Annotated in this window: 20 protein-coding genes and 3 pseudogenes; 16 read left to right on the top strand and 7 right to left on the bottom strand. The window is 40.1% G+C overall.

Features of this window, described 5'->3' with window-relative positions; genetic code table 11:
* Positions 1-80: 80 nt before the first annotated feature.
* A complete protein-coding gene (gene glmS, locus AB1A03_RS02165; protein WP_354622937.1) occupies positions 81-1,913 on the bottom strand; it encodes a glutamine--fructose-6-phosphate transaminase (isomerizing) in 1,833 nt (610 codons plus the stop codon).
* A 21-nt stretch (positions 1,914-1,934) separates the two neighbouring features.
* Positions 1,935-2,704, bottom strand: a pseudogene (locus AB1A03_RS02160) (DeoR/GlpR family DNA-binding transcription regulator).
* 209 nt (positions 2,705-2,913) lie between these two features.
* Here AB1A03_RS02160 and AB1A03_RS02155 point away from each other — a divergent pair.
* Together AB1A03_RS02155 and rmuC are read left to right on the top strand one after the other, a co-directional pair.
* Complete coding sequence (locus AB1A03_RS02155) at positions 2,914-3,168, top strand: hypothetical protein (protein WP_354622936.1); 255 nt, start codon at positions 2,914-2,916, stop codon at positions 3,166-3,168.
* Positions 3,168-4,529, top strand: a complete 1,362-nt coding sequence (gene rmuC, locus AB1A03_RS02150) for a DNA recombination protein RmuC (protein WP_354622935.1) — start codon at positions 3,168-3,170, stop codon at positions 4,527-4,529. Before AB1A03_RS02155 ends, rmuC begins: the two co-directional genes overlap by 1 nt.
* On the opposite strand, the pseudogene AB1A03_RS02145 reads toward rmuC, so the two are convergent.
* From AB1A03_RS02145 to def, 5 genes and pseudogenes are all read right to left on the bottom strand, one after another.
* Positions 4,504-5,948, bottom strand: a pseudogene (locus AB1A03_RS02145) (TrkH family potassium uptake protein). The gene rmuC and the pseudogene AB1A03_RS02145 overlap by 26 nt on opposite strands.
* Before the next feature lie 15 nt (positions 5,949-5,963).
* The gene (gene trkA / locus AB1A03_RS02140) at positions 5,964-7,340 is read right to left on the bottom strand and encodes a Trk system potassium transporter TrkA (RefSeq protein ID WP_354622934.1); all 1,377 of its coding nucleotides are present in this window, start codon (positions 7,338-7,340) and stop codon (positions 5,964-5,966) included.
* A gap of 38 nt (positions 7,341-7,378) precedes the next feature.
* Positions 7,379-8,683 (bottom strand): 16S rRNA (cytosine(967)-C(5))-methyltransferase RsmB, encoded by a 1,305-nt coding sequence (rsmB, locus tag AB1A03_RS02135; protein WP_354622933.1) that lies wholly within the window; start codon positions 8,681-8,683, stop codon positions 7,379-7,381.
* Positions 8,684-8,688: 5 nt separating this feature from the next.
* Positions 8,689-9,648 carry a methionyl-tRNA formyltransferase gene (gene fmt / locus AB1A03_RS02130; protein ID WP_354622932.1) on the bottom strand — a complete coding sequence of 320 codons (960 nt, stop codon included), beginning with the start codon at positions 9,646-9,648 and terminating at the stop codon, positions 8,689-8,691.
* Between the two features lie 39 nt (positions 9,649-9,687).
* The gene (def, locus tag AB1A03_RS02125) at positions 9,688-10,200 is read right to left on the bottom strand and encodes a peptide deformylase (RefSeq protein WP_354622931.1); all 513 of its coding nucleotides are present in this window, start codon (positions 10,198-10,200) and stop codon (positions 9,688-9,690) included.
* A gap of 110 nt (positions 10,201-10,310) precedes the next feature.
* On the opposite strand from def, the gene AB1A03_RS02120 reads away from it, so the two are divergent.
* From AB1A03_RS02120 to coaA, 14 genes and pseudogenes are all read left to right on the top strand, one after another.
* Positions 10,311-11,393, top strand: a complete 1,083-nt coding sequence (locus AB1A03_RS02120) for a LysM peptidoglycan-binding domain-containing protein (RefSeq protein ID WP_354622930.1) — start codon at positions 10,311-10,313, stop codon at positions 11,391-11,393.
* A 49-nt stretch (positions 11,394-11,442) separates the two neighbouring features.
* Positions 11,443-12,567 carry a DNA-processing protein DprA gene (gene dprA, locus AB1A03_RS02115; protein ID WP_354622929.1) on the top strand — a complete coding sequence of 375 codons (1,125 nt, stop codon included), beginning with the start codon at positions 11,443-11,445 and terminating at the stop codon, positions 12,565-12,567.
* Between the two features lie 34 nt (positions 12,568-12,601).
* Positions 12,602-13,075, top strand: coding sequence for a Smg family protein (locus AB1A03_RS02110; RefSeq protein WP_354622928.1), 474 nt, complete (start codon positions 12,602-12,604; stop codon positions 13,073-13,075).
* On the top strand, positions 13,076-13,639 hold the full coding sequence (locus tag AB1A03_RS02105; protein ID WP_354622927.1) for a DNA topoisomerase family protein: 564 nt from the start codon (positions 13,076-13,078) through the stop codon (positions 13,637-13,639).
* Positions 13,640-13,695: 56 nt separating this feature from the next.
* A complete protein-coding gene (purE, locus tag AB1A03_RS02100; protein ID WP_354622926.1) occupies positions 13,696-14,205 on the top strand; it encodes a 5-(carboxyamino)imidazole ribonucleotide mutase in 510 nt (169 codons plus the stop codon).
* 13 nt (positions 14,206-14,218) lie between these two features.
* On the top strand, positions 14,219-14,782 hold the full coding sequence (tsaC, locus tag AB1A03_RS02095) for an L-threonylcarbamoyladenylate synthase type 1 TsaC (protein WP_354622925.1): 564 nt from the start codon (positions 14,219-14,221) through the stop codon (positions 14,780-14,782).
* Positions 14,783-14,869: 87 nt separating this feature from the next.
* A pseudogene (gene aroE / locus AB1A03_RS02090) lies at positions 14,870-15,687 on the top strand (shikimate dehydrogenase).
* A gap of 20 nt (positions 15,688-15,707) precedes the next feature.
* Positions 15,708-15,971 carry a YihD family protein gene (locus AB1A03_RS02085; protein ID WP_354622924.1) on the top strand — a complete coding sequence of 88 codons (264 nt, stop codon included), beginning with the start codon at positions 15,708-15,710 and terminating at the stop codon, positions 15,969-15,971.
* Between the two features lie 124 nt (positions 15,972-16,095).
* Positions 16,096-17,367, top strand: coding sequence for a hypothetical protein (locus AB1A03_RS02080; protein ID WP_354622923.1), 1,272 nt, complete (start codon positions 16,096-16,098; stop codon positions 17,365-17,367).
* Between the two features lie 107 nt (positions 17,368-17,474).
* Positions 17,475-18,875, top strand: a complete 1,401-nt coding sequence (gene ccoG, locus AB1A03_RS02075) for a cytochrome c oxidase accessory protein CcoG (RefSeq protein WP_354622922.1) — start codon at positions 17,475-17,477, stop codon at positions 18,873-18,875.
* Positions 18,876-18,932: 57 nt separating this feature from the next.
* On the top strand, positions 18,933-19,925 hold the full coding sequence (locus tag AB1A03_RS02070; protein WP_354622921.1) for a serine/threonine protein kinase: 993 nt from the start codon (positions 18,933-18,935) through the stop codon (positions 19,923-19,925).
* Between the two features lie 214 nt (positions 19,926-20,139).
* Complete coding sequence (locus AB1A03_RS02065) at positions 20,140-20,748, top strand: thiol:disulfide interchange protein DsbA/DsbL (protein WP_354622920.1); 609 nt, start codon at positions 20,140-20,142, stop codon at positions 20,746-20,748.
* A 101-nt stretch (positions 20,749-20,849) separates the two neighbouring features.
* A complete protein-coding gene (locus tag AB1A03_RS02060; protein ID WP_354623464.1) occupies positions 20,850-21,503 on the top strand; it encodes a uridine kinase family protein in 654 nt (217 codons plus the stop codon).
* Positions 21,490-22,452 carry a type I pantothenate kinase gene (gene coaA / locus AB1A03_RS02055; protein WP_354622919.1) on the top strand — a complete coding sequence of 321 codons (963 nt, stop codon included), beginning with the start codon at positions 21,490-21,492 and terminating at the stop codon, positions 22,450-22,452. The genes AB1A03_RS02060 and coaA overlap by 14 nt, the downstream gene beginning before the upstream one ends.
* Positions 22,453-22,480: the final 28 nt, after the last annotated feature.

Here is a 22,480-nt window from a genome sequence, read left to right as displayed (position 1 = left end):
ATAGATTAAATCTCATCGAAGGTTTCAAGTGACCAAACTTTATTGTCGACCTACAATTGTATAGTAAAAGCGATAAATAATTATTCCACTGTCACGCTTTTGGCTAAATTTCTTGGTTGGTCAACATCCGTACCTTTTATGAGTGCCACATAATAACTCAACAGTTGTAAGGGAATGGTGTAGATGATCGGTGCCAGTAAAGGATCACAGGTTGGTACTTCTAATACCTTCATTGTTTTATCGCTTTTAAAATGGGCATTTTTATCGGCAAAAACATACATCAAACCGCCACGGGCACGTACCTCTTCGACATTTGATTTTAATTTTTCAACGAGCTCATTATTTGGCGCAACGACGATAACTGGCATATCAGCATCCACCAATGCCAAAGGACCATGTTTTAATTCACCAGCGGCATAGGCTTCGGCGTGAATATAGGAGATCTCTTTAAGTTTAAGCGCTCCTTCCATCGCGATTGGGTATTGATCGCCACGCCCTAAAAATAGGCTATGGTGTTTATCGGCAAAATCTTCGGCCAATTCCTGAATCGCTTTATCCATCCCTAATGCCTGCTCGATTTTTGCGGGTAAGCTTTGTAGCGCAGCGACGATATCCGCTTCCCCTTGTACAGTTAACGCATTATGGCGACCGATTGCTGCGACTAACATCATTAATCCAGCCAGTTGTACGGTAAATGCCTTGGTTGATGCCACGCCAATCTCCGCACCCGCTTTCATCATATAAGCCATATCCGATTCGCGTACCAGCGATGAACCGGGAACGTTACAAATGGTTAAACTAGTCATATAACCAATTTCTTTAGCAAGACGCAATGCCGCTAAGGTATCAGCCGTTTCACCCGATTGGGAAATCGTAACCAACAGGCTGTTAGGCATGACCATCGATTTGCGATAACGAAATTCGGAGGCAATTTCAACATTACAGGAAACGCCGGCAATAGCTTCAAACCAGTAACGCGCAGTCATAGCTGAATGATAACTTGTACCACAGGCGATAATTTGTACATGCTTAACATCTTTGAGTAACTTTTCAGCCCCTTCACCAAAGGTATTATCAACGACTTTCCCATTGCTAATTCGCCCTTCAATAGTACGTTGTAGCGCGACGGGTTGCTCATAAATCTCTTTAAGCATGTAATGTTTATACTGCCCTTTGTCACCCGCATCATGGCTAACGGCTGACTCTGTTACCTCTCTTTCAACACTATTTCCATCTAAATCATAGATATTGACGCTTTTACGGGTAATTTCAGCAACATCTCCCTCTTCTAAAAAGGAAAAACGACGAGTTACAGGTAGCAATGCCAATTGATCGGAGGCAACAAAGTGCTCGCCAAGCCCATAACCAACGACTAATGGGCTGCCAGAGCGAGCAACGATTATACGTTGCGGATCATTTTTATCGATCACTACGGTGCCATAGGCTCCTTCCAACTGTTTGACGGTTTTTTGCACCGCTTTGAGTAGTGACGACTCAGTTTGTAGGTGTAGATGAACGAGGTGAGTAATTACTTCGGTATCGGTATCGGAGGTAAATTGGTAACCCTGCTGTTGTAACTGGTCACGTAATGTTGCGTGGTTTTCAATGATACCATTATGCACAACTGCAATTCTGTCATTAGAGGTATGTGGATGCGCATTAGCTTCATTTGGTTCACCGTGCGTTGCCCAACGGGTATGTGCTATCCCCGTCCCACCAGAAACAGGGTGATCGGCCACTGCATCAGCCAATGATTTCACCTTACCTACACGACGTAAACGTTGTAATTCCCCTGTTTCAGAAATGATAGCCAATCCCGCTGAATCATAACCTCGGTATTCAAGACGTTTTAATCCTTCAAGTAAAATATCCGCTACATCCCTTTGCGCTACCGCGCCCACTATTCCACACATAATATTGCCTTTAGAGTTTAATTAATTACTATAAGGGGTCAGTATCACCTGCACCCCTTGCTCTGTTATTTTTTGTAAATCCGATGCAGGTAATCTATCATCGCTAATTAGTATTGAAATTTGTTGCCAAGGAAGCTCTAAATTAGGAATGCGACGACCAAATTTATCGGCCTCAACCATCACAATAACCTCGCGAGAAACCTCTGCCATCACCTTGCTCAATCCAGTCAATTCATTAAAGGTTGTTGTGCCACGCGCAAGGTCAATCCCATCGGCACCGATAAATAACTGATCAAAATCATATAAGCGTAACACCTGCTCCGCGACTTGCCCTTGAAAGGATTCGGAGTGGGGATCCCAATTCCACCGGTCATGAGTAATGTCGGTTCATGCTCAAGCTCATGAATCGCATTGGCTAAGGACAATGAGTTAGTCATCACCAACAAACCGCGTTTGTCATTCAATTTTTCAATGAGCGCGGACGTTGTACTACCACTATCGATAATGATACGGTTATTGTCTCGAATCAGGTTGGCAGCAGCTTGCGCCATTCTTTGCTTATTTGGAGATGAATGCTCCATGGTTGATTGTATTAGCTCTTCAGGTACGGTTATAGCACCGCCATAACGGCGCAGTAGTAAACCATTTTTTTCTAATGCAGAGAGGTCTTTACGAATAGTCACTTCAGAGGTGGCGAAATGGGATGCCAAATGTTCAACGCTCACTTCCCCCTGCTCGGCCAATAAGCGGAGAATAATATGACGCCGTTGTTTACTGTTGCGCTTAACCATTAAGTTTCACTTAAGTTTCGATCAAAACACAAATATAGCACAACAAAACAAAACAGCAACAAAGTGTAAGTTAATTGTTTCACTTAGCGAAATAAATTAAAAATTTACGAACAGAGCAGATTTGTAATAATTAAATATTCACTTCTTAGTTGTAACTGTTTAAAGTTATCGTGATTATTTTTTATCTGTTCGCTCACTAGGAACCTCTCATGCTACGAGCTCGTCTAGGTCAATTACTACTGCTACTTTGGAAGCTATCATCGGTGTTCATTATTCCAATTATCATCTTATTGTATGTTTATGTAATGAATACTTACTTTGGCCCATTTAGCTTTGAGCAACTTGATCAAGGGCAAAACAAACATAAATGGTTAGTTTTTGCGATTTATCTTATCTACCTTTTATTTTGGAAAATCAGCAATAAAAAGATCATTAACTACCTGCAACGTTTTGAGTACTCATAATGCTAAATTTTTCTGCAGATTCCGTTGTTATTATCCTATCGATCACCCTTGGCTGCTCACTGCTTTGCTTACTGTGGTTTATTTCATCTTTAAAAAAAGCCAATAACGCACTTAATGTTAAATTAGAATTAAGCAATCAAGCGTTACAATTTCAAAGTGAACTTAACCAGCAACAAACAGAACAGCTACAAGAGAAGCAGCTTTTTATTGATTCACTACAATTGCAAACCAATAAACTCACCACAAGATTAAGAGAAACGGAAATTCGCCTACAAAGTGGCGAGCAAAGACTGCGCGACCATCAATTTAGTGAAGAAAAGTTAAGTCAACAATTTGAACTCCTGTCACAGCGTATTTTTAATGATAAATCTGCACAGTTTAAAGCCATCAATCAAGAGAGCCTCAATCAGTTATTAAATCCCTTTAAAACACAATTAGATGAGTTTAAAAAACAGGTTAGCGATTGTTATTTGTCAGAAAGCAAAGAACGCTATCAGTTACAAAATGAGGTTTCTAAACTAGCAACTTTAAATGAAAAAATGCAACAGGAAACGATCAACCTAACCAATGCCTTAAAGGGGGATAATAAACAGCAGGGTAATTGGGGGGAAGTGGTTTTGCAGCGGATTTTACAATCATCAGGGCTAAGGGAAGGACATGAATATCACACCCAAGTCAGCCTTAAAAATGAGCATGGACAACGCCTACAGCCCGATGTTATCGTCAATTTGCCTGGCGATAGAACTATTATTATTGACTCTAAAGTCTCCTTGGTCGCCTACGAGCGCTTCTTTAATGCCGAAAATAGCGATCAACAAAAACAAGCATTACAGGCACATATTATCTCTATGCGCCAGCATATCAAAGGCTTAGGTAAAAAAGATTATCAAAAGTTAATATCGACCAACAGCCTAGACTATGTACTACTTTTTGTTGCCGTTGAACCCGCTTTTATTAGCGCCATTGAGCACGACCCAGAATTAGTTAAATTAGCCTTAGATAATAATATATTACTGGCAAGCCCAACTAATTTAATGATCGCTTTACGCACCATTGAAAACCTATGGCGTTTTGATCAACAAGAGAAAAATGGTCGCTTAATTGCAAATCAAGCGGGCAAACTCTATGACAAATTGCGCCTATTTAGTCAAAACATGTTGGATTTAGGTGCGCAATTGGGTAAAGCACAAAGCAGCTATGACCACGCCCTAAAGCAGTTAAGTGAAGGGCGTGGAAATGTCATCTCACAAACAGAGGCGCTTAGAGATATGGGGGTACCAATCAAACAGCCTTTACCAGAAAGGCTAGTTGAAAGGGCGCAACGTGTAGTGAGTATTAACGATGCCAAAAATGAGTTGTAAACAATACCGCTACGGTTAATATTTCTAACCGTCCAAGTAACATACAAAGCGATAATATCCATTTAGCTAAATCAGAAAAATGAGCAAAGTTACCCGACGGGCCAATTTCAGCGGTTAGCCCCGGACCAACATTAGAAACAGCGGTGATCGATGCACTTATTGCTTCCATTGCCGATGAACCTAGCAATGTTAATAACAGTGCTGCAATGATAATCGTTCCTAAATATGCCAAAACAAAAGCAATTAAGGAGCGTAAAATATCATCACTAACTGGGCGATTATTGTATTTCTGTGGAAGAATTGCATGCGGGTGCATTAATAACATAAGCTGACGTTTAAATAGTGTTAAGGCAATTTGAAAACGAAATATCTTAATCCCTCCCGTTGTTGATCCTGAACAGGCTCCACAAAATAATAAGGCAAAGAAAATCATCACACTGAAATCCCCCCAAGTAAGGAAATCATCCAAACCAAACCCAGTTGTAGTAAGTACAGAGACAACATTAAATAGACTTAATCGAAGTGCCTCTTCACCGAAAAATTGCCCCGTGTAAACAAGGTAAATGGTCAAACTAACAGAGGAAAAAATAATAAGCTTTAAAAAACCCACGACTTGCGCATCATGAAAAAGATTAAATACGTTACTGTTTTTAACGGCACGAACAAAAAGCAGAAAAGGCAAGCCACCCAAGAACATAAAAATAATCGCATTCCATTGAGCGAGAATAGAAAAATGCCCCATTGAACTATCGGATGTAGAATACCCCCCCGTTGAGATCGTTGTCATGGCATGATTAACCGCCTCAAAACCACTCATGCCAGCAAAATAATAGCCTAGAATACATAACACGGTTAAAATCAGGTAAACAACCAGAATATCTAACGCAACCGTGCGTGTTTTAGCCGAACTTTTATCGGACCAATCGGAGGATTCGGTTTGGAAAAGGCGCATACCACCAACATTCAGAAAGGGTAAAATGGCCACCCCCATGACAATAAAGCCGACACCACCAAGCCATTGTAGTATCGAGCGCCACAATAAGACACTATGATGCATAGTATCTAAGTCATGTAATACAGTACTCCCCGTTGTTGTTATGCCCGACATGGTTTCGAAAAAGCATCGCTATAGCTAATATGCTCAATAAAAACAAAGGGTAATGCGGCAAATAGACTCGCTAAGACCCAAACACTTGTGGTTAACAAAAACATCTCTCGCACACCTAAACGAGAACTTTCTTTCTCTTTACCCACATAGAGGAATAGGAAAGAGGCAAAGTGGGTTAGTACAATTGCCATTAAGAATTCCATCCCACCAAGGCTGCCGTAATAAAAAGCCAAAATCATCGGAAAATACATGAAAAAAGCCATTTTAGATAACACTAAACCAGTGATGAAAAAGAGTGGTCGAAATACCATCTTATTAGGCCCTATTTAGAGGAAAAACGGACTAGGTTGGAATAGTTTTTCGATGTCACTAATGTATTTTTTATTAGCTAAAAAAAGGATTACATGATCATCGCTTTCGACTATGGTTTTGTTATGTGCAATCAGAACGTTATTATCTCTAACAATGGCACCAATCGTCGTTCCCCGTGGTAGTTTAAGTTGTGACAGCGCTTTACCAACTACTTTAGATGTCATGTTATCTCCTCGGGCAACAATCTCAATCGCCTCAGCCTGCCCCTCTTTTAAAGAGTAAACATGTTTTAAATCCGCTTTTCTGACATGAGTTAATAGTGCAGAAAGAGTTGCTTGCTGTGGCGATATTGCAATATCAAGCACACCACCTTGTACTAATTCAACATAGGCAGCACGCTGAATTAATACCATTGCTTTTCGTGCCCCCATACGTTTTGCCAACATTGCAGACATAATATTAGCCTCATCGTCATTAGAAACACTAATGAAAAGGTCGATCTGCTCAATATGCTCTTCGGCGAGTAACTCTTGGTCTGAAGAATCGCCACAAAAAACGATCGTATTAGAGAGTGTTTCAGATAGGTATTCTGCACGTTTTAAATTTTTCTCAATTAACTTAACTGAGTTTTCTTTTTCAAGGCGTATAGCCAATCTTTCGCCAATATAACCACCACCCATAATCATAATACGTTTATAGGGCTGCTCTAACTTTTGCATTTCACTCATGATGGCACGAATATGCTGGCTAGCGGTGATAAAGAACACCTCGTCATCAGCCTCAATGATCGTCGTCCCCTGTGGTCTAATTGCAGTTCCACGTCTGAAAATGGCAGCAACTCGCGCCTCTATATTGGGCATGTGCTCTTTCAGGGTGGATATTGCATTACCCACCAAAGATCCACCATAGTACGCTTTAATAGCCACCAACCCGACTTTACCATCGGCAAAATTAGCAACCTGCAATGCGCCAGGATGCTCAATCAACTGCATAATGTAGTCACTTACTAACTTTTCTGGGGCGATAATATGGTCAATCGGAAAAGCATCGCTATTAAACAGCTCCTTTTCGTGCATGACAACACTCTGTGAGCGAATGCGGGCTATTTTTTTAGGTACATTAAAGAGCGTAAACGCTATTTGACAAGCAACCATATTAACTTCATCGGAATTGGTGACCGCAATTAACATATCTGCATCATCGGCACCAGCTTCACTTAAAATAGTGGGGCTAGATGCACTACCTTGCACGACGCGAAGATCAAAACGATCCTGTAAATCCTGTAAGCGTTCGGACGATTCATCAATCACGGTTATATCGTTATTTTCACCAACGAGATTTTCTGCCAGTGATGCACCGACTTGACCTGCACCTAAAATAATAATTTTCATCTATCACCACTATTCCTATGTGATTGTACAACTAATCGTTATAACGATTTTTGTAATTTAGCATAATAAAAGCCATCCATACCTGCTTCATTTGGCAATAATTGACGCTCAGTTTGTCCGTTATTATATTGCTGCGAAAGCGCAATTGCTGTTGCATCACTGCGACTTTCTAAAAATTCTTTAATTTGTAACGCATTTTCATCGGGTAAAATAGAGCAGGTTGCATAAAGTAAAATACCACCCGGTTTCAATTTTTCCCACAGCGCATGTAATATTTGCCTTTGTAATGAAACCAATTCAGCGATATCACTATCTCGACGTAGCCAACGAATATCTGGATGGCGACGAATCACCCCTGTTGCACTACAGGGAGCATCACAAAGAATGCGATCAAATAACTCACCTTTCCACCAATTATCGGGTTGCGAGGCATCACCATGAATAACCGTTGCAGATAAATTAAGACGTTGTAGGTTTTCATCTACCCTTAATAAACGTTTTTCATCGGCATCAACGGCAACCATTTGTTTAATACCAGCTTGCAATTCTAGCATATGTACCGTTTTACCACCTGGTGCGGCGCAGGCATCGAGGATCAAATCTCCCGCTTGAGCATCCAAATAGTGTGCCGCCAATTGTGCAGCACCATCTTGTACAGAGACCCAACCATTTTCAAATCCAGGAAGCTTATATACGTCGGTCGCTTTAATTAAACGTAATGCATTGTTATTTTCCGCATCCTCGGCAGGACTGTTTTCTAATTCAGCCTCATTCAATAATATTTGGTACGCTTCTCGCGTATGGTGGCGACCATTAACACGTAACCACATCGGCGCTTGCTGATTGTTATTATTCATTATGTCGGCGGCAACTTCATTGCCATAAGCATTTTGCAACCGCTTCACCAACCAACTTGGATGACAATAAATGAGTGCTTCTTGTTGATCTGCTTTGGCAATTAAATCAGCTTGTTCGCGTAAAAAACTGCGTAAAACACCATTTACCACCCCTTTTAATGCGGGTTGTTTTAGTGCTTTAGCACCATTAACCGTTTCACCAACCGCTGCATGGCTTGGAATGCGTGTATAAAGGAGCTGATAAAGACCAACGAGAATCAAAAAATGCAGTGGACGCTGCTTACCTTTTAAGCTCTTATTCATTAATGAACGACAGAAGAAGTCTAGTCGAGGTAAAGTGCGCAAAACCCCATAACAGATCATTTGCAGCAGGGCTTTATCCTTAGCAGAGAGATCCTGTTGCACGGCAGGTAATGCTTGAGATAATGAGACGCCCTGTTCAACGACTTGGTTTAACACTTTGGCAGCAAGCGCTCTAATATTCATTTAACTTAATCCTGCTGTTGATGTAAATTCGTACCCAACGCAAATAACTCACGGCGAGAATTTAAAATATCTTGTACTGGCATCGCTTTTTTACCAGCAAGCTGAATAACCTCTAGGTTCAAGACTCCCTTCCCCGTCACAACTTGGATACCCTTTTTATCAGCAGCAATGATTGTCCCAACAGCCTTATCACTAAGCTGATTAATGCAACTCGCTCGATGCACTTTAATGGCTTGCCCTGAAAGCATAAAATAACTCATTGGCCAAGGATTAAAGGCACGAATAGAGCGTTCAATAAAAGCACCATCACAGGACCAATCGATTAGCGCTTCATCCTTAGATAATTTTTTTGCATAGTTGGCAAACTGCTCATCTTGCACTTGTGCTGTTAGCTGCCCCTGAACTAATTGCTTGATCGTATCAACTAAGAGTAAAGGCGCCTGTTCAGCGAGCTTCTCATAAAGAGACGCACTCGTTTCAACCGCACCGATAGTGCAACTCACTTTACTGAGCATATCCCCCGTATCGAGCCCCTCATTCATCTGCATGATAGTGACGCCCGTTTCAGCATCACCAGCCCAAATCGCACGCTGTATAGGTGCTGCGCCACGCCAGCGAGGCAGCAATGAACCATGCACATTAAGGCAGCCTAAACGCGGCGTTTCTAAAACAACCTTTGGCAGAATCAGACCATAAGCAACGACGACCATGATATCCGCATTTAAAGCGCGTAGTTGTTCAACGCTTGCAGCCTCTTTAAAATTATCAGGTTGATAGACGGTAATATTGTTCGCCACAGCAAGCTCTTTGACTGCACTGGCGGTTAATTTTTTACCTCGCCCAGCAGGACGATCTGGTTGCGTATAAACCGCAACAACATCAAACTCTGACTCAAGTAGTAATGCATGCAAATGCTTTGCAGCAAAATCAGGCGTGCCAGCAAAAACGATCTTTAATTTATCCACGGTTAACCTTATCGATATAATAAATTGAGGTGTTAAAATTTATGCAAATTTTTCATTTTGATGTTTTAACTTTTCAAGTTTTGTTTTGATTCGCTTTTGCTTAAAGGGCGACAGATAATCAATAAACAATTTACCGCTAAGGTGATCCAGCTCATGTTGAATACAAATAGCTAATAGACCATCGGCTTGTAATGTTTGCATTTCGCCGTCAAGATTTAAGTACTCAACCGTCACAAACTCAGCTCGTTTAACTTCTGCGTTGATATCAGGAACAGAAAGGCACCCTTCCTGTGAACCTTCTTCACCGGATTTATCAATAATAATCGGGTTGATTAACACCATTGGTGTGTCACGTGTTTCAGAAACGTCAATAACAACAATGCATTGATGTATGTTAACTTGTGTGGCCGCAAGACCGACTCCGTTCTCTTCATACATCGTTTCAAGCATATCTGTAGCTATTTTTTTATGCTCAGGTGTGATCTGAGCTACAGCTTTTGCCACAGTTCTTAATCGTTTATCAGGAAAATGTAATACGTCTAGTAAAGCCATGATATTATAATGCTCTATAGGTTAATGTTTAAATTTATATTTATTAATAGTAATTCTAGTCATTTCCTAAGGCAAAAAACAGTTTTATTAATTACCAAACAGGGATTGTTATGAAATTAAAGCTAATTAGCTCACTCTTAATAGGTGCTGTGTTTTCGATGTCAGCTTTCGCTGACGTGTTAACGCTAAAGGAAGGACACCCAGAAACTTACACCGTTGAAAAGGGTGACACATTATGGGATATCTCCGCACATTTTTTAAATTCCCCCTGGTTATGGCCGCGATTATGGCAAGCCAATAACCAAATAGATAACCCTCATTTAATCTATCCGGGTGATGTGTTAACACTCATTTGGGTAAATGGTGAACCACAAATCACACGTAAACAATTGAAAAAATTATCACCGACTACTCGCATAGAAGAGAAAAGAGCCGCAATTCCAACCATACCTCTTGCCTCTATCTCTGCATTTTTATCAAGAGATCATGTGATAAATCCTGATTTAATAAAATCAGCTCCTCGTTTACTCGGCGATGCCATTGCCACGCCACGTTTTTTTGAAGGTGATGTTTTCTATGCACAGGGTCAGTATGACAAATATAAACTATACGGTGTGTACCGTATGGGTGAGGATTATATCGACCCTGAAACCGAGGAATTTCTAGGGACAGAACTCAATTACATTGGGCTTTCTCAGTCATCTAAAAATCCAAATGTAACCTCCACGAACGAAATGACGCCACTGGATTTCTTAAAAAGCTCTCGTGAAGCTCGCCAAGGGGATCTTATTTTACCCATTCCAGAGCATGATAGCTTACCTGCTTACTTTCAACCTAAGCCTGTTCCAATGACACTGAAAGGGCAAATACTTGCTGCTCTTAATAATTCAAGTGCCATTGGCAAATGGGATGTTGTCGTCATTAATAAAGGCAAGCGAGAAAATATAAAAATTGGCTCGATGTTCTCTATTTTGCAATCCGGGCCCAATGTTTTAGTCGATAAAAAAGCGATTGAGTATCAAGAAGACGCTAACGCCTTTGGGCAAATGGGTGCACCAGATTTGGTTATCCCTGCTGAACGCGTTGGCGAACTGATGGTGTTTAAAGTATATGAAAAAGTGAGTATTGCTTTAATCATGCGCAGTACTGACATCATGGGCGCAAAATATAAAATACAAGGGCTAGAGTTTTAATTTAACCATGAGCCAGTTAATGACTGGCTCATTTGCTTAAACTGTGGAGATGGCCATCGACTTATTTCATAAAACCGATAATACCTTAGATAATGAACAAGAAATAACACGCTGGCTGATTTTAGATGCAGTACCAGGCCTCCCTAAACGCACCCTCTTAAAATTACTTTCACGACACTCCATCGGTGAACTATTACAACTTAATCGCGCGACATTACAGAGCTATAAACTACAAGATACAGAGATCAACGCCTTATTAAATCCAGACATGAAACGCATTGATGAGAGTTTACACTGGCTAAGCAACAACTCAGATAGACACATTATCAGCCTTAATAGCAATGACTATCCTGAGCAATTAAAAGAGATTAACAATCCCCCATTATTACTCTATTTACAAGGCGATATTACACTCCTAAAAGAACCACAAATCGCACTGGTTGGCAGTCGTAAATGCACCCCCTATGGGCAACAAAAAGCTTACCAATTTGGTGCAGATTTAAGCCGTTGCGGCTTTACAATAACCAGTGGGTTGGCACTCGGCGTCGATGGTTTTGCACACCAAGGTGCATTGAGTCAACAGGGTAAAACCATTGCAGTATTGGGAACGGGATTAGATAACATTTATCCCAAACGACATATAAAACTTGCCAAAGAAATCATTGATAAAGGATTACTTGTTTCGGAATTTTGGCCAACGGCCGCCGCTTTTCCAAGTAATTTTCCACGGCGTAACCGAATCATCTCAGGATTAAGCCTTGGCACATTTGTCATTGAAGCTTCGCTGCGTAGCGGATCGCTTATTACCGCTCGTTATGCGCTAGAACAAAATAGAGATGTTTATGCTCTACCGGGTTCAATAGACAATCCAGAAGCGTCTGGTTGCCATCACCTAATTCAGCAGGGGGCAAAATTAGTGATTAATTGTGAAGATATCTGTAATGAATACAAAGAATGTTTAACGCTGATCCCCTCTTCTTCCAACTCCTCCACGACATCTCAGAAAGCAGCACATCCATTATTAAAACATATTGATTTCCATATCACGCCACTCGAACAAATCATGCATCGAAGTGGATTAGATATAATTAGCTTACAAAATCAGTTAATAGAACTTGAGATAACTGGTAGTATTACCGTTACAGCAGAAGGCTACATCAAGTTACAAAGCTGAAATAATATAGAATTATTAAATTTTAAGGCGAATTATGTTTGAAATTATAGTTTATCTTTTTGAAAGTTATATACAAATTGATCAAAGCATTGAGATCAACGCCCAAGAGATCACCGATGAATTATTGGAAGAAGGCTTTCAAAAAAATGACATCGTTAAAGCTTTAGCTTGGTTAGACAACCTCACCCATTTACATGAAAAAAATCCACAAAGTAAAACTCAACTAGCCAAAGAGACATCGCATCGAGTCTATAGTGCTATTGAACAGCAGAAATTATCACATGAGGTTCAGGGCTACATCTCTTACCTTGAGCAAGCAGATATATTAAATACACATACGCGTGAAGTTGTTATAGATTGTGCCATGTCATTAGATATCAACACATTACAACTGGATGACCTAAAATGGTTAACCTTAATGGTGTTATATAATGACCCCAATAATGAAGATGCTTTTTTGCAACTTGAATCAATGCTCATTGATTTTGAAGATGGATTAATCCATTAAATGAGTGATAATCCAAGCGTCTTGCCAACTCACCACCAACATATTGCAGAAAAGTGCCCGCAATGTGGCGAGCCATTGCAAATTCGTAATGGAAAACAAGGCCCATTTTTTGGCTGTTCAAGCTATCCGAAATGTTCATATCTACGCCCATTGCACGAAAAGAGTGAGATAAAAAAAGTGCTTAGTGGCACACGCTGCCCCTTGTGCAATCAAGAGTTAGTCCTAAAACAAGGGCGCTATGGCCTATTTATCGGCTGTAGCTCTTACCCTGAGTGCTTATATACAACACAATTATCAGAAAGTAATGAAAAAGCAGAAACAGAAAACAATGTTACCTGTCCTTCATGTAAAAAAGGTCATTTAATCCAACGTCATTCACGTTATGGAAAAACCTTTTACGCCTGTGATAATTATCCTGCTTGCAAATATGCGCTAAATGACAAACCCGTTAATGAGTTCTGTCCTGATTGCCACTGGCCAATACTCGTTGAGCGCAAAACGGCCAGTACGTTCCGCATAATATGTCCAAAAAAAGGGTGTGGTTACCGCAGTAAGCCTATATAATTACCTCTCTTGTCGATACGCAATCAATTTGCTTAAATACTTTGTAAGGAATACATATGTCTAAACCATTTGTTGCTATTTTAATGGGATCTGATTCAGATCTGCCTGTTATGCAAAATACAATTAACATCCTAAAATCATTCTCTATTGGTTATGAAGTCAAAGTTACTTCAGCCCACCGTACCCCAGCGGCGACCCATGCTTACGTTACGGATGCTGAAGCGCGTGGTTGTAAAGTGTTTATCTGTGCAGCAGGACTTGCAGCTCACTTAGCCGGTGCAGTGGCAGGCATCACTACCCGCCCTATTATAGGCGTACCAGTAGATTGCGGCCCTCTACAAGGTCACGATGCCTTGCTTTCAACAGTGATGATGCCAGCGGGTGTGCCTGTTGCTACCGTCGCTATTGGTAGTGCTGGTGCTAAAAATGCAGCATACCTTGCGGCACAGATTCTTGCTGTTGCTGATGATGAATTAGCACTACGCGTTAAAGAAGATCGTGCAGAAAATGCCAAAGCAGTTATCGCTAAAGATGCCGCATTGCAACTTAAACTAGCAGAAATGTAAGCCTTCACTAATAATGATAGATCTTCAATTATCTAATGCCCTCCATGTTTTAAAAACAGAGGGCATTATTGCTTATCCGACGGAAGCTGTCTTTGGGCTCGGTTGCGATCCTGATAGTGATGCTGCAATTGAAAAAATACTCACTTTAAAGGATCGACCAGCACATAAGGGGTTGATATTAATCGCAGCAAACATCGACCAACTTACTAAATATGCAGATTTTTCCGCATTAAACGAACAACAACTACAACAGATCAAAGCGAGTTGGCCAGGCCCTGTAACTTGGGTCGTCCCTGCACAAAAATCGCTTTCTAAGCTAATAACAGGTGATTTTGATAGTGTTGCAGTGCGAGTGAGTGCACACCCTGTCGTACAAGATTTGTGCTTACAATTCAGCAAACCTATAATATCCACCAGCGCGAACTTATCAGGATGTGAGCCTTGTATTGATAGTGAACAGGTCAAATTGATGTTTAGTAATGCGCCACTTCTTTCTGCTGTAATTGATGCGCCAGTCTCAGGGTTATCCTCACCATCAAAAATATTTGATGCATTAACGGGTAAACAATTTCGTTAAAAACCAGTTAACAATCGATATTTCCCCTAAGCACATATAAATGATAAATTACTTCTATATATAAGTTGTTTCAACGTTGGAGTTTTCATGGATCAATACGCTGTTTTTGGCAACCCGATCAACAAAGTAAATCGCCCTTTATACACACTCTTTTTGCACATCAAACCGCACAACAAATGCAATACAATGCGATTGAGCCTGCACTTGATAATTTTAAAACAACCTTAGATAATTTTTTCTCTAGCAATGGCAAGGGCTGTAATATAACTGCACCATTTAAAGAGCAAGCGTTCGCTTACGCACAACAACTGACCCCTCGCGCAACTTTAGCGGGTGCCGTTAATACTCTAAAATTGACCGATGACGGTATTATTATTGGGGATAATACCGATGGCGCTGGATTGGTCTTAGACCTTAAGAATAACCATGTCCCCCTAAAAGGCGCACGTATTTTATTACTCGGTGCAGGTGGTGCGGCTCGTGGTGTTTGTGGCCCTTTATTAGCTGAACAACCACAGCAATTAGTCATAGCCAATCGCACCCTTTCTAAAGCACAACTGTTGTCACAAATATTCACCTCCTTCGGCAATATTACAGCCAGTGAATTTAGTGAATTAAGTGGTGATTTTGACTTAATAATCAATTCAACATCAGCCAGTTTACAGGGACAAATTGTCCCTATATCAGCGAATTTAGTCCGCCCAGAAACTGTTTTTTACGATATGATGTATAGCGCACAATTAACCCCTTTTAATAATTGGGCAAAACAGAATGGTGCTCGGTTAGTGATTGATGGGCTCGGTATGTTAGTCGGTCAGGCGGCAGAAAGTTTTGCAATGTGGCGAGCAATAAAACCTGGCGCCAAACAAGTATTAAATGAATTACGTCATAATTTATCAAACTAAAGATCGTTGAGGATGCAATAATGGATAACCATAGAATTAATGAAATATTAGAATTATTAAAACCATACTGGTTAAAAAACAAAGAATTAAGCCTACTAGAGATATTAGCCTTAATATCCAAACAATCTGGATTTGATAAGCCATTAACGGAATTAACGGATGAGGTGATCATATATCATTTGAAAATGGATCAAACAGCTAAAGATGAAATGATCCCAGGTATCGCGAAAGATTGTGAAGACGATTTTCAAACCGCACTATTAAAGGCAAGAGGGCTCCTATAAAAGGACGATTATTAGCGTAATAATGCCATTATCTTAACCTATAATATTTTTATATTGCAACTATCAGTACCGATCGTGCAATTATAAATTTAAAGTTAATGGCTTGTAATATAAAGGAATACTCATGGATTTGTTAACGCTGGCGCGGCCCTTTTATTACCTCGCTATCAGCACATTATTAGTAAGCTGTAATAGTTCATCAAAGCCTAATAACAATGCCGATAATTTAGACCATATTTATACTTATCAACAACCGCTGCCTGACGAACAAGTCGATCCCGCTTCCTGTGTGAACTATTCACGTACCTGCACCATTGCTGAACTTCCATTTATTGCGCTGAGTTATCCCACTCCAACTATTAACGATATTATGTCACGCGTAGTTGTATCCCACGATTGGATGGGGGCGCGATTTGAAACTTTATTGACACAATTACCACCAGAAATAATCACCTTATTGGGTTCCGTCACCGCGATTGTCATAGCAGACAATATCCGTCCTTCTTTTTATTGGACTGGTAGCGCAGCAATCTATATCGACCCCTATGATTTATGGCTAAGTAATGAAGAAAAAAAGACCATTTCACAACAAGGAGATTATCGCAGTAACTACGGTGAAAACTTATCCTATTATTTTTTTCATCGCTTCATCAAAGACAATCAATACGCCTACACGACCATTCCTTTAGACAGCCCAAGTGAGCGCACAATTGACGATATCATCTTTCCGATGGCCAGTTTACTATTTCATGAATTAGCGCATGCTAATGATTACATGCCACAAAATTTACTCCCTTACATTGATATTAAGCAAACCACTAATACAGTAATTAATAACCTTGCTTCTCAACGAGTAAACATATTATTAGCTAATGCCTATCCTCTACAAAATGAAGAACTTAACGCCCACGCAAAAATTATGTATAGAGGTAATAAGCCCAACGAACAACAGCAGCAGGATAGTGCTGAGTATCTCGGCGAATTAATGCAGCAAGAAGGGGCAAATCATCTTTATGCTTATTCTACTAAAGCAGAAGATGTCGCGATGTTATTTCAAGCAACCATGTTGAAAAAAATATTCGACATAGATATGGATAGTGCCTTTGTTGTAAAACCCGAAGGAGCTAACTTAACTTGTGCTGATTATCTGATTGCTTGGGGAGTCCGTAATCGAATTGCTGATGAAATAACTCAACCTAGAGCACTTTTCGTTGCACAGAACATACTACCCAACAGTGATTTTTCTACATTCTTCGATAATTTAGAAAATCCAGCCACCTTCCCAGTATTAACAGATTGGTGTAGCACAAACTTAAACACAATGAGTAAAAAAAGTTATCAAAATAAAAGCGCAATATTAATAGAGAGCCATCTGCATGGGATCACCATCTACTAAGACTGTAACATGCATAATATTCACAACTTTTAATTAATTAAGTTGCAATGCAATAATGTTTAGTGAATTCTCTTTTTATAATTAAAATTCATTATAGGTAATGATAAATGACACAACCTATTAAAATTAAAGAAATCAAAAGTTCGCAAACAACCAGTGTGGATCGCTTTAATCCGAGTAAACGCATTTATGTTCGCGCCACTTATGGATTTTTTCAACGCCTACGTCGTTATACTGGTTGGGGATTAATACTACTCTTTCTCGCATTACCCATTATGCGTTGGAATGGTAATCAAGCCGTTTTACTCGATGTAACTAAACAGCAGTTTCATATTTTTGGCTTAACGCTTTTTCCACAGGATTTAACCATTCTCGCTTGGATTTTTATTATCGCCGCCTTTGCGCTGTTCTTTTTTACTACCTATTTAGGCCGCGTTTGGTGTGGCTATACCTGTCCACAGACCGTTTGGACCTTTATTTTTATTTGGTTTGAAGAACGCTTTGAAGGATCTGCCAATAAACGTAAGCGTTTAGATCAAACGCCTTGGGATTTTAATAAAATATGGCGTAAAACAGCAAAGCACACCGGATGGATTATCGTCTCACTATTCACCGCGCTTGCATTTGCTTCCTACTTTCTGCCTGTAAATACACTTTACTATGATTTCTTTACCCTTAACGCGAGTGCAGCAACCGTCGGTACTATCCTATTTTTTACCTTGATCACCTATGTTAATGCCGGGTGGATGCGATCAATTGTGTGCACACATATGTGCCCTTACGCCCGTTTTCAATCGGCAATGTTTGATAAAAACACCTACATCGTTGGCTACGATAGCAAACGTGGTGAGCAACGAGGCCCGCGCCGCCGTAAAGACAACCCGCAAGCACTAGGGCTTGGTGATTGTGTCGATTGCGACCTTTGTGTGCAAGTATGCCCAACAGGCATTGATATTCGCGAAGGGCTTCAGTACGAATGCATTAACTGTGGTGCTTGCGTCGATGCCTGCGATCAAACCATGGATAAAATGGGTTATCCACGCGGTTTAATCTCCTATACTTCTGAGCAAATTCTTGAGGGTAAAAAAGAGCATGTATTACGGCCTAAAATTATAGCCTACGGCTCTGTTTTACTTATTATGATTGCTGTCTTCATCATCAATATTGCTAACTTAAGTAGTTTTGAGCTAGAAGTTGTACGAGATAGAACGGCACTATCTCGAGAAAATAGCGAAGGATTAATCGAAAACACCTATACCCTGAAAATCGTCAATAAAACCATGCAAGCACAAACCTACCGCTTAACTTTTTCAGGGTTAGAAAATGCTAAATTGCTCGGGCCAACGGAAATTCATATACAATCGGGTGAAATCCTCACCCAACCAATAGCCATTGCCGTTGATCCCTATGGTATAAAAGCGAAAAAATTGATGGTTAGTCTCATATTAACCAGTGATAGTGGCGAAACAATTCAACAGGATAGCCCATTCTTTTTGGGGCTCCGTTAACATAACAGATCGACTCAATTCAAGGTGCCATTAGTGCACCTTTTCTTAAGGTTAGCCATGACAAGCAAGCTATTTAGTTATCAATCTTTAACACCAGAAATACAACTTGATGCGTTAGCGAGTATCGGCATTTACCCCGAAACGGGGTTAGTCGCACTCAACTCCTACGAAAATAGGGTCTCTTTATTTACCGATGAGAATAAGATTCGTTATGTAGTAAAATTCTATCGACCACAGCGTTGGTCTGACCAACAGTTGCTCGAAGAACATCAATTTTGTCAGGAACTACAGCAACAAGGGTGTAATATTGCAGCACCAGTGGCCATTAACCAACAAACAGTCTTTCAATTTAAGCACTACTATTTTGCGCTATTCAAAAGCCTATCGGCACGGAGTCTGGATATTGAAAATATTGATCAGCTCTATGAGGTTGGCCGCACATTAGGAAAAGTCCATCGTATCGGTGCGCAAAAGGATTTTATCTATCGCCAGACTCTTACTATAGAAAACATGGTATCAACCCCGTTACTTGAATTGCGAACGAGTGAGCTGATCCCGAAATATTTACGGCAACCTTTATTCACTGCATTAGATTTACTCGCAGAGCGAATCAAAACATCCCTATCAAGCTATCAAGCTAAGCAGATTCGATTACACGGGGATTGCCACCCCAGTAATATTCTAATGAACAATGAGCAACCTTATTTGGTCGATTTTGATGATTGTAAAATGGGCCCAGCTATTCAAGATATCTGGATGTTATTACATGGCGATAGACAAGAGCAGCAATTACAGCTATCAATGCTGCTAGAAGGTTACCAAGAAGAGTTCGATTTTGATCCTAAAGAGCTGCGGTTGATCGAATCCTTACGCGGTATGCGTATTATAAATTATCTGTGTTGGATCAATAAACGCTGGACAGACCCAGCCTTTCCAGTTAGTTTTCCATGGTTTATAACTGAACAATATTGGAAAGAGTTGTTACAATCACTACAACAACAAATTTCATTGCTTGCACAGGAGCCTCTTTCTCTGCAGCCTGACTATTAATACCAATCAGAATAAATAGCTGATCTATTTTACTGGTTAAAATAACTTACTTTTTTGTTGTAAGTTTCGCAAATGGAACAACCATTTGCGTCAACTTACGCCTCAAATTAAGCCATTTTTCCTGCGCAAAATTTAGATCACATACTTAATCCGATTGGTATAATAAGTGAATATAATGTATATCGTATCCAGATAATTACTAAAGGAATAAATAATGAAACATATTTTTGCATTTTTTCTCGCTTTAATTTTACTACCGCTGACAGCACAGGCAGCGGAGTTCAAAGAAGGCACTCACTACGAAGTCATTAAACAAACGACGACAGAAAAGCCTGAAGTGATGGAATTTTTCTCTTTTTATTGCCCACACTGTTTTCAATTTGAACCATTAATAACGATGCTTAAAAAAGATTTGCCCGCTAACGTCGAAGTTAAAAAGAACCATGTTGATTTCCTTGGTAAAGAGATGGGGCCACTACTAACTCGTGCCTATGCAGCCGCAGAAATGCTTCAGGTCGAAGATAAAGTAGCAGAAATATTCTTTGATCAACTTCATACGCAACGTAAAGCGATCAATGGCGAAAATGATGTACTAAGTGCCTTTGAAAAAGCGGGTGTTTCTAAAGAAGAAGCAAAAGCGGCATTAGCAAGCTTCCCGGTTAGTGGACTCGCATCACAAATGAAACGCAATACGGAAGAGTTTCAAATCCGAGGCGTACCAACCGTTATTGTTAATGGTAAATACAAAGTCAATACTGGTTCTGTTAGAAGCAATGAGGAATTTATTGCTTTAGTTAGCTTCTTAACTAAAAAAACAGATTAATGTTGTTTATCCCCTAGGCCACAGTGGTGGCCTTTTTGTACAACCTTAGTTTTGTGGCATAATGGCAGCCTATTACATAAGGAGTCTGCCCCTTGAAAACCGTGTTTAATAACGCAGCACAAATAAAATCTGTTTTACGCGATCTACACAACAAAAAAGCCTCAAGCAAAGCGCAAATTATCGCGATTAGTGGTATTGAAGGCGGCGGCAAGCGCGCATTAACAGAAAAAATAGCACAAGCTCTGCGCCTTGAAGGTATTAATGTTGCCATCGTCCATGGTGATGATTGGGAAGCCGCTGAAAACATACGTTTTAATGTAATGAACAGCCCAGAAGAATATTATCTCAACGCCTATCGTTATGATGAGATGATTGAACAACTGATTTTGCCATTAAAGCTATTCTCTAGCGTAACAACATCTGTAACGCTTGACGATGTGAACCATCCTCGCACCGTTGAGTATGATTTTACTGATATTGAAATTGTCCTTATTGAAGGCGTTTACCTTCTACAGGAAGCTTATTTAGAACTCTATGATTATACCTGTTGGGTGGAAAGTGACTTTGATGCAGCCTTCACTCGGTTAGTAAATCAAGCCAATATAGAAGAATCCCAAGAAGCATTAGTCAATCTTTTCGAACAATTGATAAAACCTGCGAGCCAATATCATATTTACAGTGATGATCCGAAAGGCAATGCAGATTCAATTTACATAGAACAAGAAGCAGAGAAATCGACGAATGAGCTCAGCTAAGTCGCTAGACCAACTCGACAATCACAGTGCCTATCTGCATTTTCAACGTTCACAATGGGCAAACTTACGCGATAACGTCGAGCTCCCCCTCTCAGCGGAAGAAATATTACAGTTACAAGGGATTAATGAATCCTTATCGATGCAAGAAGTCATCGATATTTACCTGCCCCTTTCTCGTTTACTCAATCTTTATGTCGAAGCGCAACAATATCGTCATACGGTGCGCGATAAATTTTTAAATGCTGGCTATGATAGTGTTCCTTATATTATCGGTATAGCGGGGAGTGTTGCGGTTGGGAAAAGTACAACGGCACGTATATTACAAGCACTATTATCACGTTGGCCTGAACACCCCAAAGTAGCATTAGTCACCACAGATGGCTTTTTACGTCCGAATAAGTATCTCGTTACACGTAATATTATGCATAAAAAAGGCTTCCCAGAAAGCTTTGACATTAAGGCCTTGATTGAATTTGTTGCAGCAATAAAGTCTGGTCAGGATTCAATTACAGCCCCGATTTACTCACATTTGAGTTACGATATATTACCCAATAAAAAGGTCTGTATTGAAAAACCCGATATTGTTATTTTAGAGGGGTTAAACGTATTACAAAGTGCAATTAACTACCCCGAACATTCACATCGCGTTTTTGTCTCTGACTTTGTCGATTTTTCAATTTTTGTTGATGCTGACAGCAATCTACTTAAACAATGGTATATCCAGCGGTTCTTAAAGTTAAGAGAAGGTGCTTTTACCGACCCAAAAGCTTATTTCCATAGTTATTCACAAATGTCGGAACAAGAAGCGATAGGGATTGCGAGCAAAATATGGGATGAAATCAATGGTATTAATCTTGATAAAAACATTCGTCCAACACGTGATAGAGCGAACTTGATACTCACCAAAGGAGCCGATCATCAAGTTGAAAGCGTCAAACTACGTAAATAAAAAAGGCACTTAAAAGTGCCTTTTTTGA

Origin of the sequence: Psychromonas sp. MME2, assembly GCF_040566515.1 — a bacterium.
Lineage (GTDB): Bacteria > Pseudomonadota > Gammaproteobacteria > Enterobacterales > Psychromonadaceae > Psychromonas.
This window is presented reverse-complemented; position numbering and strand designations above follow the sequence as displayed.

Excerpts from the sequence above, each read along its gene's own strand:
- dprA (WP_354622929.1), top strand. The coding sequence starts at position 11,443 with ATGGCCATCGACTTATTTCATAAAACCGATAATACCTTAGATAATGAA.
- glmS (WP_354622937.1), bottom strand. The coding sequence starts at position 1,913 with ATGTGTGGAATAGTGGGCGCGGTAGCGCAAAGGGATGTAGCGGATATT.
- trkA (WP_354622934.1), bottom strand. The coding sequence starts at position 7,340 with ATGAAAATTATTATTTTAGGTGCAGGTCAAGTCGGTGCATCACTGGCA.
- AB1A03_RS02155 (WP_354622936.1), top strand. The coding sequence starts at position 2,914 with ATGCTACGAGCTCGTCTAGGTCAATTACTACTGCTACTTTGGAAGCTA.
- AB1A03_RS02080 (WP_354622923.1), top strand. The coding sequence starts at position 16,096 with ATGGATTTGTTAACGCTGGCGCGGCCCTTTTATTACCTCGCTATCAGC.
- AB1A03_RS02085 (WP_354622924.1), top strand. The coding sequence starts at position 15,708 with ATGGATAACCATAGAATTAATGAAATATTAGAATTATTAAAACCATAC.
- AB1A03_RS02105 (WP_354622927.1), top strand. The coding sequence starts at position 13,076 with ATGAGTGATAATCCAAGCGTCTTGCCAACTCACCACCAACATATTGCA.
- coaA (WP_354622919.1), top strand. The coding sequence starts at position 21,490 with ATGAGCTCAGCTAAGTCGCTAGACCAACTCGACAATCACAGTGCCTAT.
- AB1A03_RS02110 (WP_354622928.1), top strand. The coding sequence starts at position 12,602 with ATGTTTGAAATTATAGTTTATCTTTTTGAAAGTTATATACAAATTGAT.
- def (WP_354622931.1), bottom strand. The coding sequence starts at position 10,200 with ATGGCTTTACTAGACGTATTACATTTTCCTGATAAACGATTAAGAACT.
- purE (WP_354622926.1), top strand. The coding sequence starts at position 13,696 with ATGTCTAAACCATTTGTTGCTATTTTAATGGGATCTGATTCAGATCTG.
- rmuC (WP_354622935.1), top strand. The coding sequence starts at position 3,168 with ATGCTAAATTTTTCTGCAGATTCCGTTGTTATTATCCTATCGATCACC.
- AB1A03_RS02065 (WP_354622920.1), top strand. The coding sequence starts at position 20,140 with ATGAAACATATTTTTGCATTTTTTCTCGCTTTAATTTTACTACCGCTG.
- rsmB (WP_354622933.1), bottom strand. The coding sequence starts at position 8,683 with ATGAATATTAGAGCGCTTGCTGCCAAAGTGTTAAACCAAGTCGTTGAA.
- ccoG (WP_354622922.1), top strand. The coding sequence starts at position 17,475 with ATGACACAACCTATTAAAATTAAAGAAATCAAAAGTTCGCAAACAACC.
- tsaC (WP_354622925.1), top strand. The coding sequence starts at position 14,219 with ATGATAGATCTTCAATTATCTAATGCCCTCCATGTTTTAAAAACAGAG.
- AB1A03_RS02070 (WP_354622921.1), top strand. The coding sequence starts at position 18,933 with ATGACAAGCAAGCTATTTAGTTATCAATCTTTAACACCAGAAATACAA.
- AB1A03_RS02120 (WP_354622930.1), top strand. The coding sequence starts at position 10,311 with ATGAAATTAAAGCTAATTAGCTCACTCTTAATAGGTGCTGTGTTTTCG.